Raw genomic sequence first — 12,668 nt, 5'->3', positions numbered from 1 at the left:
TTTTGGGATAAGCGCAAGTATCTTTTTTAAATCTTATCGCTGCACTGCCATATGCGCGTCGTACTTATATATTCACAGTAATCCCCATCCATGCTGATGCCTACATCAAAGGAGATCGTGAATTCATCTCCATTCGATAGAAGTTCATACTCATACTGAGCCCCTCTGGCAGGTTGGGGGATGGCGCTTAAATAATTTGGAACAAGTACCTCTAGCTCTGATGGATAGCTCCCTGTATCCGCCTTGTATTGTTCCAGGGCTTTTATCAATTCATTCGCCCTTTCTTGCCCTTCTTCAGCTGTGGGTTGATCGAGCACGTTATATAGCTGAGGAGATACCGTAAAAATACACCCAAGGCATAAACATGTGCCGAGCATAAATGTTGCCAAAACGATAATGATCTTGTTTGTTTTCTTCATTTTATTTGACCCATGTTCTGCTCCACCTGCTATCGCAGGCACCTCCCCCAAATCCGACAATTTAAAATCTTTATTACTATCCTAACTTTTTTGCGTCGGTTTTGGGGGAGGATGGGTGGGGGTGGTTTAAAACCCTTCTGCCACGTACTCGCCCCAAACGCCTCTCAGCGTATTACAAATTTCGCCGAGGGTTATGTCATGTTCCACACATTCAATGAAGAGTGGTTTTACCAAATTACTTCAACTTCATACTTTCGAATTTCTGAGTCTGCAGAAAGCAATGGCATTTGCTCAACTTGACTTTGTGCAATCAGCATTCTGTCAAATGGATCATCGTGATGGTGAGGGAGATCATAGACACGTGCAGCGTGGCTTACCTCAATAAGTAGAGGTTGAAAGCGATAAAGCCCCATGCGATTTGCGATATATTGAGCAGGGGGCTCAGGTAATACAAGTTTTCCTTTGGCGGCTTTAATGGAAATTTCCCAAACGCTGGCGGCAGATAGGAAAATTTCATTCTCCCCATTTGAAATGATTTCTCTTGCAAGTGGCGAAAGCTGTGGGGCTTCCATATTCCACCAAAGGAAAGTGTGAGTATCCAACAATATTCTCATACGTCAAACTCAGGCAAGGGCGCGTCGAAGTCAGGCATGATGAATACCTTACCTTTGTCAATTCCAGGTACACGTGGAGAAAAATCCTGGGACTCAAAAGGCAAAAGCCGCGCTACTGGCTTTCCTGCCTTGGCAATTACCACTTCTTCACCATTCTGCACAAGATCGAGCAGCTTTGAAAAGTGGGTTTTTGCATCATGAACGTTATAAATGGTCATTTTGCACCTCTAAACGCATTGTAGACTAACTAGTGGACTAAGTCAAGCCTAAAATCCTTCCGCCACGTACTCGCCCCATACCCCTCTCAGCGTATTGCAAATCTCGCCGAGGGTCACGTCATTTTCCACACATTCAATGAAGAGCGGCATCAGGTTCTCGGTGCCTTTCGCGGCTTCTACCAATCGTCCGCGCAGCCGTTCTACCGATTCCCGATTTCTCGATTCCCGTAATCTCTTCAACTCCTCACGCTGTCCCAACTCAATAGACGTGTCAACCTTCAAACGTTCCAACGTGAGAACTTCATCCACTGTGAATTGATTGACACCTACGATGATCTCTTCTTTCCTCTCGATCGCCTGCTGTGCCGCATATGCCGCGTTCTGGATTTCGTTCTGCATAAATCCGCGTTCGATGGATTGCATCGCTCCGCCCATTTCGTCGATCTTGGCGATGTACTCCAGCGCGCCTTTTTCAATTTCATCGGTGAGATGTTCAATGAGATACGAACCCGCCAACGGGTCAATCGAGTCCGCTACGCCGGATTCGTGCGCGATGATCTGTTGAGTCCGCAAGGCGACCCGCACCGATTTTTCAGTCGGCAGCCACAGGGCTTCGTCCATGCTATTGGTGTGCAGAGACTGAGTCCCGCCGAGGACGGCGGAAAGAGCCTGTAACGTCACACGCACCACATTATTTTCCGGCTGTTGGGCAGTCAGGGTCGAACCTGCCGTCTGCGTATGGAAGCGTAACTGCCATGAAGACGGCTTCTGTGCTTTGAAGCGTTCGCGCATGATGCGTGCCCACATCCGTCTCGCCGCGCGGAATTTGGCAACTTCTTCCAGCAGATTATTGTGCGCGTTGAAGAAGAACGAAAGCTGACCCGCGAAATCGTCCACGTTCAGTCCGGCTTTGAGCGCGGCTTCCACGTAAGCGATTCCGTTCGCGAGGGTGAACGCCACTTCCTGCACGGCGGTCGAACCGGCTTCGCGGATGTGATAGCCCGAGATCGAGATCGTGTTCCAATACGGCACTTCCTTCGCGCAGAACTGGAAGATGTCGGTGATCAGTCGCATCGACGGCGCAGGCGGGAAGATATACGTCCCACGCGCCACATATTCTTTGAGGATGTCATTCTGGATCGTGCCGCGCAGTCCGCGCATGTCCGCGCCCTGGCGTTTGGCAACCGCAATATACATCGCCAGCAAGACTCCCGCCGGTGCGTTGATGGTCATCGACGTCGAAACTTTATCTAATGGAATCTGATCGAATAACTGCTCCATGTCTTTGATCGACGAAATGGACACGCCGACCTTACCGACCTCTCCCTGCGCGATGGGATCGTCCGCATCATACCCAATTTGAGTTGGCAGGTCGAACGCAACCGATAGCCCCGTTTGACCTTGTTCGAGCAAATAGCGGTAGCGCTTGTTCGATTCTTCTGCCGTCGAAAAGCCCGCATACTGGCGCATCGTCCAAAAGCGCGAACGATACATCGTCGGCTGCACGCCGCGAGTGAAGGGGTATTCTCCGGGGTAGCCCAACTTCTCTTCGTAAGCAGGACCAGGCTCGAGCGGAGTCGCGAGGCGCGGCACTTCGATCCCCGAAGAAAATTCAAAACGTTCCTTGCGCTCTTTGAATTTTTCCAAAGACTTCTTGAGCGTGGTTTCTTTCCATTGGTTGTAGCGATCTTTGGATAGGTCATATAGAAAATTTGTTAAACACAACAATATCCAAAAAAAAAGGGGCGGGGGGGGGAATTTTTTTCCCCGGTTTGGGGGCCGCAGGGTTCAAAATCCTCTAAATTTGAATATGGTAATATGGGAAAAATTAAGTTTTTTTGGCAGACCTTGGCGATGAAGAAGTTGATGCCAGTGAAGTTGCTACAGAGGAATTTGTCACAGACGTTGCAGCAGAAGAGGCTGCGACCGAAGAGGCTGTTTCAACTGAAGCGCCGGTTGAGGTTATAGAAGGTGCAGTCTGTGTTGATGTTACTGGTCCGATCATCGAGTCTGTCAATGCCGTGAGTGAAAGTGATGGCGGGTCGGAAACCGTGTTGGAAGAAACGCCTCTTGTCACCTATGTGGTGAGCGGGGATGAAATTTCTGATCCCGCTTTGGAAACGGTTCCCTCCGAACTAGAAGATCAACAATTGGATGAAGCTACCCAACAGCAGGTTTGGGAGTATTACGCAGCACTGATCCCGGCTGAGAACCGCGATACCATCGTTGAGTATTCCGTCTTTACCGACGGGGTGGATAACACACTGGCAATGGTCACCCAAACCAAGACCGACCCTGCTGCCTGGTCTTTGCAAGTGGATATTGCCGACACAGCTAATTATTACAGCCTGACCTACACTCTTGTTCATGAATATGGTCACTTGCTTACATTGGGACCTGACCAGGTCACTCCCAGCGAAGCTGTGTTCAATGACCCTGAGAATGTTGATGTGTTGAATGAAGAAGTCGCGGCTTGTCCCGATTACTTCCCCGGGGAAGGCTGCTCGAATCCTGATTCCTATATCAACGCTTTTTACAATCAATTCTGGACCGAGATCTACGAAGAGAATCAGGAGATTAGCTACGAGCAGGATCCAGATTTGAATCAGCAGATGTTGACCGAGTTTTACGACAAGTATCAGGATCAATTTGTTACCGAGTACGCCGCTACCAACCCTGAAGAAGATATAACCGAATCCTGGGCATTCTTCGTATTGGGCGATAAGCCAACGGGTGATAGCATTGCTGATCAAAAGGTACTCTTCTTTTATAACTACCCCGAGCTTGTTGAATTGCGTTCTGCCATCCTTGGTAACCTTTGCACAGCCTTTCCTCAATAAGCAGGTCAGGGCAGGGAAAATCTGGCAGGATTTTCAAATAATTGCAAAACTAAAAACAGAACGGGCGATGTGTATACATCGCCCGTTCTGTTTTTGACATCCGGGTCTGTGCTACACTTAAGCAGATACATAAGGAATAGTTTTATGGACATCTGTTATTTGATCGCCTTTCCCGATATCGAATCGAAAATTGCCCCCAAAAAAGAATCCATTCAGGGCTTGAAGGATGCACCGTACTTTCAGCCGGTGGATATTGACGTCATCAGCCTTGGCGATGAGACTGTGTTGATCGAAGGGCATGCGGTCGCTGTGGTGCGTCATCAATACGATGAACGTGTGCAAATGGTTGAGGCTCGGTTTTCATTGAAAAACCCCTTCGACCCTACTGCTTTGCAGGAACGCGCCAAGATCGAGAACGCTTTACAAAGCAAGTTCATTCCAGTTGAGCATCGCCAGAGCGGACTTTATGAGGAATACACCATTCTTTTGGTGGATGATGCGAAACCAACCCCGGATAAATGGATCGACAAGAACGCGCTTGAGATTTCGCGCTTTATCCGTTCTCAGCGTGACAGCTTCGACAAGAACGAGATCAGCGAAATATTGGTCTCGCGCACACGCTACTCCGCCACCGAGTTGACTCTGGTGGATTGGGAAGGCGCAGTCATCATCGCCCCGAGCGGCGATTACGATTCGGATATTGTCCTCCTCAAGATCGGTAATTATCAGCTTTTGCGTTATCGCGTGCTCGACCATTCCATTGAAAAACTGCTCGACAAGATCAATGAATCGTTCTTTGAGAAAAAACGCCGTCCGCGTGCCACACGCGGGTTGATCCGCCAGATCGCCGAGCATAAACTGGAAGTGATGTTAAACTTCGAGCGTACGGAGCAAACCCTGCTGCTCATCGGTGACTGGTACACTGCCAAACTCTATGAAGCCATTCAGTCTGAGTTCTATCTCAAAGACTGGAAAGAAAGCGTGCGCAGCAAGCTGGATAATCTGGAGAGTATCGTCCAGACCATCAAGGATAACCTTTCCATTTCGTGGGAAAACCTGATGGATCAGATCCAATTGTTCCTTTGGATGGTCATGCTGCTTGGATATCTTTATTTGTATTTGTTAGATGCCGGTTGGATCACCATTCCGGCAAATTAGGGTTTCGTGTTGTGGAGGCATCATGTCTGGGAGAGTTACTTTTATTGTTGTTTTGCTGGTGCTTGTTCTGTCACTGTTTGCGGGGTACTTCATGGGAAGAGGGACTGCAAATGATCTCGGCGTTGAATACCATGCGTTTTGCACCATATCTACCGATCAGGTGTTCAAAAGCGGGTTGGGGGATGTATATGATTATGAAGGTGTCACGGATTTTTCCGAACCAGATTTCCATTATCTTGTCTCCTATATCGTTGAAGGGAATGCTCTGAAAGATCCCAGTCTGGTGAACGTCCCAGCTGATCTACAGGATGAGCAAAAAGACATGGCTTTGCAAAATGAGGCATGGGGACTTTTCACCGCTTTGATCCCCGCACAAGATCGCAGCATGGTAACGCAGTTCAATGTCTTTACGGATGGGTATTCAAATACACTTGCAGCGGTCGACCAATCCAGTGTGGAGCCTTCTCAGTGGATGCTCGAAGTGGATATCGCCGACCTCGAAGATAGGAATGCACTCATCTTTACCATGATCCATGAATATGCTCACTTGCTCACGCTCAATGCTTCACAGGTCACACCAGACCTTGAGATCCTGAAGGCTCCTGAAGATATTGAATTGCAAAAAGAAAAATCCGCCGCCTGCCCCAATTATTTTACGGGCACAGGTTGCAGTCATGCGGATTCGTATATTCAGGTTTTTTATACCCGTTTCTGGGTCGATATCAATGATGAGTGGGCGCAGGTCGATGCGATGCAGTATGACTCGGAAGATGATGTGCCCTACTACAACGCCCTCTATGATTTTTATCTGGCGCATCAAGACCAGTTCGTTGGAGATTATGCGGTGACGCACCCCACCGAAGACATAGCCGAGTCCTTCACACATTTTGTCTTCAGCCCCAGACCCAGCGGTAATTCCATTCGGGAGCAAAAGCTCGCCTTTTTTTATGAATTTCCTGAATTGCGTCAATTGCGCGAGGATATTTTGAATGGAGCTTGTAAGCTCAAATAAAAAAAATCTGAATGAGACACTATGGTATCCTTGGAAAAAATTTCCAGGGATATTTTTTATGCCACGCTTGAAACTTTTCTTTGCTGTATCTGCGCTGCTTTTCTCGACCCTTGCCTGTGTCACTCTCTTTGGGGAGCCTTCCAACTCTCAGGGCGTTTCTGCCTCAGGCGAAAGCATACCGGAATTTGTTCTACCCTCCGATGTTCCAGCCGAGGCGGCTTCATGTCCGGCGATCACCGACCAGATCGTTGGCGCGAATACGTCGCTTGACCTTGCCAACGACCTTGCCAAAGATTTTAACTACATCCCGGCAGATGATGGAGAGACCAGATATCTGGTCACTTACCTTGTATCCGGTGACGAGATCCAGGACCCGTATTATGAAAATGTCCCCTCAAGTTTGGAGGATGAACAGAACGACACAGACGCCCATCAACGAATTTGGAACTACTTTACTGCGTTGATCCCGCTTGAGTATCGACAAACCCTGTCAGAATTTTCGATCATGACCGATGGCGAAGACAATATCCTTGCCGCCGTGGCACAGACGTATGATGACCCGAACCGCTGGGGGCTTGAAGTGGATATTGCCGACACCAGTGATTACTACTATCTGTCCTTTACACTGGTTCATGAGTTTGCCCATCTCTTCACACTCGCCCCTGACCAGGTGACCCCAAGCATCGCTATTTTCAATAACCCCGAAGATGAAACCCTGTACATGGATGAAGTGGCGGCTTGTACCACCTTCTTCCCCGGTGAAGGTTGTTCGAACCCTGATTCATATATCAACGCTTTCTACGAAGAATTCTGGACCGATATCTACGACGAATGGAACGAGGTCAACCTCATAGAAGATGAAGATCTTTACTACGAAAAACTCGATGATTTTTATTACAAATACGAAGACCAATTTCTGACAGATTACTCCGTGACGCATCCTGCCGAAGATATCGCCGAGGCATTTGGTTTCTTTGTCTTTGCCGATCAGCCTGATGGTGACACGCTCGCGGAGCAAAAGATCCTGTTCTTCTACCGCTATCCCGAACTTGTTCAATTGCGCTCGGAGATCCTGGCGGGTCTTTGCTTGAATTTCCCGGAATAATGCCGCAAATGCCAAAACTCCCCATTATCGAGTCCTATTGGATTGAAGAAGGTCTTTTCATGGCAGGCGAATATCCCGGCAGCCACCATCCCGAAGATATGCGCAGACGTATGGACGCTTTCCTTGAAAGTGGCATCCGCACCTTCATCGACCTGACCCAACCACATGAGTTAGTGCCCTATGAGCCGATTCTCAAAGAAGAAGCCCGCCTCTACGAATATATGACCGTCTACCATCGCTTCGCCATTCGCGACCACGGCATTCCTTCCGTGCCGACCATGTCCCTCATCCTCGATACGATCGATTCTGCCATTCAAAGCGGCAGCCCGGTGTACGTCCATTGCTGGGGTGGGGTGGGGCGCACAGGCACAGTGGTGGGGTGTTATCTCGTGCGACATGGCATGTCGCACCGGCAGGCACTTGAAAAAGTGGATGCGTTATACAAAACACGCCCTCATAATTATTTTTTGGCTCGTTCGCCAGAGACAGAAGAACAAGCTGATTTTGTGCGCAAATGGCGCGAAACTCCTTCTGGGCATAAGACCAAACAACGCTTTTGCGAAGGTTGATCGATTGACAACGAACGAATACAGCTGAGAAAAAGCTCAAAGTTGTCGAGTCAAATTTTGATATGAACAAGAAGCGCTATATTCGCAAATAAAATGTAAGTAAGTATGGGAGGATAGCCTCAAAATTAGAAGTATAATTTCAGCGTAATCGGAGGCATTTTGGAAACATATAATCAAGAACCGTTGGCAGATGAAAACATGCCTGCGGAGGAGGGGACGAACTGGAAACGATTTTTCCTCGACGTGGTCGAGACGTTGGTCTTGGCTGTCATTTTGTTCGTTGGCATCAATGCCGTTTCAGCTCGTGTACGTGTGGACGGATTCAGTATGCGCCCCACTTTGGAAGATGGCGAGTTTTTACTGGTTAGCAAACTGAGCTATAAATTTGGGGAATTCAACCGCGGTGATATCATTGTGTTTCATTTTCCGCTAAACCCTAAAGAGGAATTGGTCAAACGGATCATAGGTTTGCCCGGCGATAAGATCACGGTACAGGATGGTCAGGTGTTTTTGAACGGTCAGCTGCAGAGTGAAGACTACATTGCCCAATTACCGTTGTACAATGGTGAGTGGACAGTGGCAGAGGGTTTTCTCTTTGTGCTGGGCGACAACCGTAACAACTCGAACGACTCAAAGGATTGGGGTTTGCTTCCTCAAGAGAATGTAGTAGGTAAGGCAGTCTTGATCTATTGGCCTCCGCCCATGTGGGGCACACTCACTCATTCTCAATTGGCAGCCTCTCAATAGGTTTTATGGATACGATCAACGAAGACCCGATTCCCTGTGTTGAATGCCATGCCGGTGTTTTGCAACCGCGCCGGGTAACCTATTTCACCTGGCTGGGCAGGGAATTGATCACAGTGCCACATTTCCCCGCCTGGGTTTGCGATGTATGCGGGCGGCGAGAATATGATGAACGTGCCATTCAGTGGCTGAATATTTTGCTTGACCCGAACGCGGGCAAGCCTACACCTTCAAACCGACGTACCCCGCCTCACCCCCGACCTCAAACTGGCATCCATCCCCCGATGCCAGAATCTTAAATCGGACCTTTTCCTCATGTCTCTCGAATCGTCAACATCACCTCGTACGTATCGTTTTGTCCTAGCCGACATTCTGACATCCGGTTACCGGGTGGCTGGCAAAATGTCTGTGACAGCTCATGGAGCCATGGGGTTTCTCAACGACCCAACTCATTCCACCCTTGAGATTCACGATGCGCGTATGGCACGTCTGCACATGCCGACCAAGTTGGTCGATCATTTTGAACTTGTCCGTACGATGAAGCGACAGATCCACGCGGTTTGCCTGCCGCGGCGTGAAGATCTGGGTCCGCAGGCGATTGTGCGCGGTGGTTACGTTAACGTAACCGAGTATTCAGTGCGCCTGACCACCTCCATGTTCGAAGTAGACGGAACGATGGAATTGCCGGGTCGTTTTGACTTTGCCAGCCTGGTCTCAGAAGGAACGCGTGAGTTTGTGCCTATTTTCAACGCCACACTGACTGCTATTCTCATTCCAAGCCTGCGAGTGCAAAGCGCGGGTATTCTGGTTAATCGTAAAATGATCGATCTTGTGGCGCTTTTAACCCAGCGAGTAAAACCTGAAACGAATTCCTGAAACTTCTTGACGCTTGTACAAGTGGGTGATAAAATTCGCCCGCTTAAGAAATGCCCCCATCGTCTAGTGGACTAGGACGCGGCCCTTTCACGGCCACGACCGGGGTTCGAATCCCCGTGGGGGCACAATTTAGCAGCAATTAACCGCCTGAAAAGGCGGTTTTTGTTTTAATCGTTTAATGTCATGCTGAGCGGTAGCGAAGCATCTCTACAATAATCTTAGAGACCCTCGCCGCTGCGGTGTATGTGTCGCTATCATTTAGGGCGAAAATCTACCCGCTTCATTCTTTCATTGGTATAATCCCGCCAGTTCGATATCAAAGACAAGCGCAAAGACAAGTAATTCAGCAACGGTACAGAGAGCCGCCGGTCAGTGCGAGGCGGACCGCCAGAGAATGAAATCCACTTTGCCCAGTTGTTCTCGGAGAGACGCAAGTCATAAGAGAATCGGGAGCGCCCGTTAGCGCGCATCCAAGGTTATCCCTCACCCTTCCCTCTCCCGGGGGGAGAGGAGATAGCGAAAGCAGGTGGCACCACGAGACGCCCCTCGTCCTGCAAACGGAATGGGGCGTATTTTATTTAACACCTTTCAAGGTGTTACGCACTCGGAGGTGCAACATGCTCGATATCAATTTGCTTCGTGAAAATCCAGACATCGTCCGCAAGGCATTGCAAGACCGCCAGGACAACCCCGCACCTGTCGACTCCATTTTGCAATTGGACGAAAAGCGCCGCGGTCTGCTCAATGAAGTGGAGCAGCTCAAAGCGGAGCGCAACGTCGTCTCGAAAGAGATCGGCAAAATGAAAGACGCAACCGAACGCCAGTCCAAGATCGAGGCGATGCGTGTGGTGGGCGATAAGATCGCAGACTTGGATAAGGTCGTGGCAGAGGTCGAATCCGAATTGAACTACCTCATGTCCACGCTGCCGAACATCCCAGATCCGCGCACGCCTTACGGCAAGGATGACAGCGAGAACATCGTCATCAAGACGGTAGGGGAGCCGCGCACGTTTGACTTCACTCCGCTTCCACACTGGGACCTCGGACCTGCGCTCGGCATCATTGACTTTGAACGCGGCACCAAGCTGACCGGTTCCCGTTTCTATGTACTGCAAAAAGCAGGCGCACGGTTACAACGCGCCCTGATCGCATGGATGCTTGACCTGCACATCCGTCAGGGATATCAGGAAGAGTATCTGCCGTTCATGGTCAAGACCGCCACGGTGTATGGCGCGGGTCAACTGCCCAAGTTTGCCGATAATCTCTACAAAGACCATGAAGAAGATTTATATTTTGTGCCGACGGCAGAAATTCCGCTGACTGGCTTGCACATGGATGAGATCCTTGATGAAGCCGCTTTGCCACGACAGTACACCGCATACACACCTTGTTTCCGCCGTGAGAAGATGAGCGCCGGGCGCGATGTGCGCGGTATCAAACGCGGGCATCAATTCGACAAGGTCGAGATGTACATTTACTGCAAGCCGGAAGAATCCGAGGCGATGCATCAGAAGATGTTGAAAGACGCTGAAGAGACTTGTGCGCAGTTGGGCATTCCGTACCGCGTGAAGCAACTCTGCACCGGTGATATCGGCTTCGGCGCGACCATGACCTACGACCTCGAGTTGTGGGCTCCTGGCTGTAACGAATGGCTCGAAGTTTCATCGGTCTCAAATGACACCGACTTCCAAGCCCGCCGTGCCAACATCAAGTTCCGCCCAAGCGATGGCGGTAAGGTCAAATTCCCGCACACGCTCAATGGCTCCGGCTTGGGCTTGCCGCGTGCTCTCATCGCCGTGATGGAAAACTATCAGCAAGCCGACGGCTCCATCGTGGTCCCAGAAGTTTTGCGTCCGTGGATGGGCGGCATCGACGTCATCAAACCGTGACGGTGAAGAACCAAACGGGTTAATATCCGTACATATATAAACTGTAGGGGCGACCCATCCGTTGGGAGTGAATAATCTCAATGAAATGTGCAGGGTCGCCCTTACTATTTCCGGTGTCTTTTCTTATCAAAGGAGAAACGATATGAATCCCGCCGATTGGGAATTGTTCGGGCAAGTCATGTTGGAAGTGATCACGTTTGCCGTTTTGGTGTTTGGTTTGTTGGGCTTGTTAATGCCAGTTTTCCCCGGTCTGGTTGTGATGTGGATCGCTACTCTGATCTATGCCATCATTCAGGCGGGGCTTGGGAATATGACCTGGGTGGGTTGGACCTTGTTCGTGCTGATCACCTTATTGATGATCGGCGGCAATGTCGTGGATAACATCATCATCGCCAAACATATGCGTGACAAAGATGTGCCATGGAGTTCCATTCTATGGTCTTTCGCTGCCGGGATTCTTGCCAGCCTGATCTTTACTCCCATTATTGGGATCCTTGCCTCACCGGTTGGGCTTTTTCTGGCGGAATGGTACCGCCTCAAAGACCGCCCCGCGGCTTTCTCCAGCACCAAGACCTGGCTTACCGGGTGGGGCTGGTCTGTCGCCGCACGGATCGGTATCGGCATCGTCATGATCGCCTTCTGGGGGCTGTGGGCGTGGAACGCAGGTTAATAAATAGGAGAGTCCCATCATTCCATTTGTGTTGAGTGAGCCTGGTCAACTGCTTTTGAATGGTTTGACATTGATCGCACTCATCTTTAGTTTGCTGAGCTTATTTTTCCCGCTCTTCCCCGGTCTGATCGTGATGTGGCTTGCTCTGTTGCCGTACATTAGCATTCAAGCGCTGATGGGGAACATGCATGGGTCAAGTTGGTTGGTCTTCGCCATCATCACGGTCTTGATGTTAGGCGGCAGTGTCGCGGATATTTTCATTATTGATGATCATTTACGCGAGAAGCAAGTGCCGGGCAGTTCGGTCTTCTGGTCTTTCATGGCGGGGATTATCGTCAGCTTATTCTTTACTGCTTTGATCGGTGTTTTGGCATCGCTTGTTGGTTTTTACATGGCGGAGTTGAGCCGCTTGAAAAATGAAAACAAGGCTTTTGACTCGACCAAAGCCTTGCTGATCGGATGGGGACGTTCGATTGCCTTGCAAATGGGAATCGGGGTTGTAACGATCGTGTTGTGGGGAGTTGTAGTATGGACAGTGACCTAGCATGGTTTTG

The 12,668-nt window shown here is 49.7% G+C and carries 15 protein-coding genes and 1 tRNA gene; 12 read left to right on the top strand and 4 right to left on the bottom strand.

Annotated features, from left to right (window positions below; translation table 11 throughout):
* Positions 1-26 precede the first annotated feature (26 nt).
* From IPG80_RS05915 to IPG80_RS05900, 4 genes are all read right to left on the bottom strand, one after another.
* Positions 27-419, bottom strand: a complete 393-nt coding sequence (locus IPG80_RS05915; protein WP_345103765.1) for a hypothetical protein — start codon at positions 417-419, stop codon at positions 27-29.
* Positions 420-646: 227 nt separating this feature from the next.
* Complete coding sequence (locus IPG80_RS05910; RefSeq protein ID WP_345103762.1) at positions 647-1,021, bottom strand: type II toxin-antitoxin system VapC family toxin; 375 nt, start codon at positions 1,019-1,021, stop codon at positions 647-649.
* An 8-nt stretch (positions 1,022-1,029) separates the two neighbouring features.
* A complete protein-coding gene (locus IPG80_RS05905; RefSeq protein WP_345103759.1) occupies positions 1,030-1,251 on the bottom strand; it encodes a type II toxin-antitoxin system Phd/YefM family antitoxin in 222 nt (73 codons plus the stop codon).
* Positions 1,252-1,299: 48 nt separating this feature from the next.
* Positions 1,300-2,976, bottom strand: a complete 1,677-nt coding sequence (locus tag IPG80_RS05900; protein WP_345103756.1) for a methylmalonyl-CoA mutase family protein — start codon at positions 2,974-2,976, stop codon at positions 1,300-1,302.
* Positions 2,977-3,089: 113 nt separating this feature from the next.
* On the opposite strand from IPG80_RS05900, the gene IPG80_RS05895 reads away from it, so the two are divergent.
* The 12 genes from IPG80_RS05895 to IPG80_RS05840 all read left to right on the top strand — a co-directional run bounded on the left by IPG80_RS05895 (position 3,090) and on the right by IPG80_RS05840 (position 12,658).
* Positions 3,090-4,091 carry a hypothetical protein gene (locus tag IPG80_RS05895; protein ID WP_345103753.1) on the top strand — a complete coding sequence of 334 codons (1,002 nt, stop codon included), beginning with the start codon at positions 3,090-3,092 and terminating at the stop codon, positions 4,089-4,091.
* 144 nt (positions 4,092-4,235) lie between these two features.
* A complete protein-coding gene (locus IPG80_RS05890; protein ID WP_345103750.1) occupies positions 4,236-5,249 on the top strand; it encodes a hypothetical protein in 1,014 nt (337 codons plus the stop codon).
* A gap of 22 nt (positions 5,250-5,271) precedes the next feature.
* Positions 5,272-6,261: a hypothetical protein gene (locus IPG80_RS05885; RefSeq protein WP_345103747.1), complete on the top strand. Its 990-nt coding sequence runs from the start codon at positions 5,272-5,274 to the stop codon at positions 6,259-6,261.
* 58 nt (positions 6,262-6,319) lie between these two features.
* On the top strand, positions 6,320-7,366 hold the full coding sequence (locus IPG80_RS05880) for a hypothetical protein (protein WP_345103744.1): 1,047 nt from the start codon (positions 6,320-6,322) through the stop codon (positions 7,364-7,366).
* Positions 7,367-7,374: 8 nt separating this feature from the next.
* Positions 7,375-7,935: a dual specificity protein phosphatase family protein gene (locus tag IPG80_RS05875; protein ID WP_345103742.1), complete on the top strand. Its 561-nt coding sequence runs from the start codon at positions 7,375-7,377 to the stop codon at positions 7,933-7,935.
* A 159-nt stretch (positions 7,936-8,094) separates the two neighbouring features.
* Positions 8,095-8,682, top strand: a complete 588-nt coding sequence (gene lepB / locus IPG80_RS05870) for a signal peptidase I (RefSeq protein WP_345103740.1) — start codon at positions 8,095-8,097, stop codon at positions 8,680-8,682.
* Between the two features lie 5 nt (positions 8,683-8,687).
* A complete protein-coding gene (locus tag IPG80_RS05865) occupies positions 8,688-8,978 on the top strand; it encodes a YgiT-type zinc finger protein (RefSeq protein ID WP_345103738.1) in 291 nt (96 codons plus the stop codon).
* Positions 8,979-8,994: 16 nt separating this feature from the next.
* Positions 8,995-9,555: a hypothetical protein gene (locus IPG80_RS05860; protein WP_345103736.1), complete on the top strand. Its 561-nt coding sequence runs from the start codon at positions 8,995-8,997 to the stop codon at positions 9,553-9,555.
* Between the two features lie 52 nt (positions 9,556-9,607).
* Positions 9,608-9,680, top strand: a tRNA-Glu gene (locus IPG80_RS05855).
* Positions 9,681-10,172: 492 nt separating this feature from the next.
* Positions 10,173-11,444, top strand: a complete 1,272-nt coding sequence (serS, locus tag IPG80_RS05850) for a serine--tRNA ligase (RefSeq protein WP_345103733.1) — start codon at positions 10,173-10,175, stop codon at positions 11,442-11,444.
* Between the two features lie 142 nt (positions 11,445-11,586).
* Positions 11,587-12,114 (top strand): DUF456 family protein, encoded by a 528-nt coding sequence (locus IPG80_RS05845; protein WP_345103730.1) that lies wholly within the window; start codon positions 11,587-11,589, stop codon positions 12,112-12,114.
* 28 nt (positions 12,115-12,142) lie between these two features.
* Positions 12,143-12,658 carry a DUF456 family protein gene (locus tag IPG80_RS05840; protein WP_345103727.1) on the top strand — a complete coding sequence of 172 codons (516 nt, stop codon included), beginning with the start codon at positions 12,143-12,145 and terminating at the stop codon, positions 12,656-12,658.
* Positions 12,659-12,668 lie beyond the last annotated feature (10 nt).

Source organism: Candidatus Villigracilis vicinus (genome assembly GCF_016702885.1).
GTDB classification, from domain to species: domain Bacteria; phylum Chloroflexota; class Anaerolineae; order Anaerolineales; family Villigracilaceae; genus Villigracilis; species Villigracilis vicinus.
This window is presented reverse-complemented; position numbering and strand designations above follow the sequence as displayed.

Coding starts and splice junctions, on each gene's coding strand:
- IPG80_RS05845 (WP_345103730.1), top strand. CDS start 11,587: ATGAATCCCGCCGATTGGGAATTGTTCGGGCAAGTCATGTTGGAAGTG.
- IPG80_RS05905 (WP_345103759.1), bottom strand. CDS start 1,251: ATGACCATTTATAACGTTCATGATGCAAAAACCCACTTTTCAAAGCTG.
- IPG80_RS05890 (WP_345103750.1), top strand. CDS start 4,236: ATGGACATCTGTTATTTGATCGCCTTTCCCGATATCGAATCGAAAATT.
- IPG80_RS05875 (WP_345103742.1), top strand. CDS start 7,375: ATGCCAAAACTCCCCATTATCGAGTCCTATTGGATTGAAGAAGGTCTT.
- IPG80_RS05860 (WP_345103736.1), top strand. CDS start 8,995: ATGTCTCTCGAATCGTCAACATCACCTCGTACGTATCGTTTTGTCCTA.
- IPG80_RS05880 (WP_345103744.1), top strand. CDS start 6,320: ATGCCACGCTTGAAACTTTTCTTTGCTGTATCTGCGCTGCTTTTCTCG.
- IPG80_RS05865 (WP_345103738.1), top strand. CDS start 8,688: ATGGATACGATCAACGAAGACCCGATTCCCTGTGTTGAATGCCATGCC.
- serS (WP_345103733.1), top strand. CDS start 10,173: ATGCTCGATATCAATTTGCTTCGTGAAAATCCAGACATCGTCCGCAAG.
- IPG80_RS05885 (WP_345103747.1), top strand. CDS start 5,272: ATGTCTGGGAGAGTTACTTTTATTGTTGTTTTGCTGGTGCTTGTTCTG.
- IPG80_RS05915 (WP_345103765.1), bottom strand. CDS start 419: ATGAAGAAAACAAACAAGATCATTATCGTTTTGGCAACATTTATGCTC.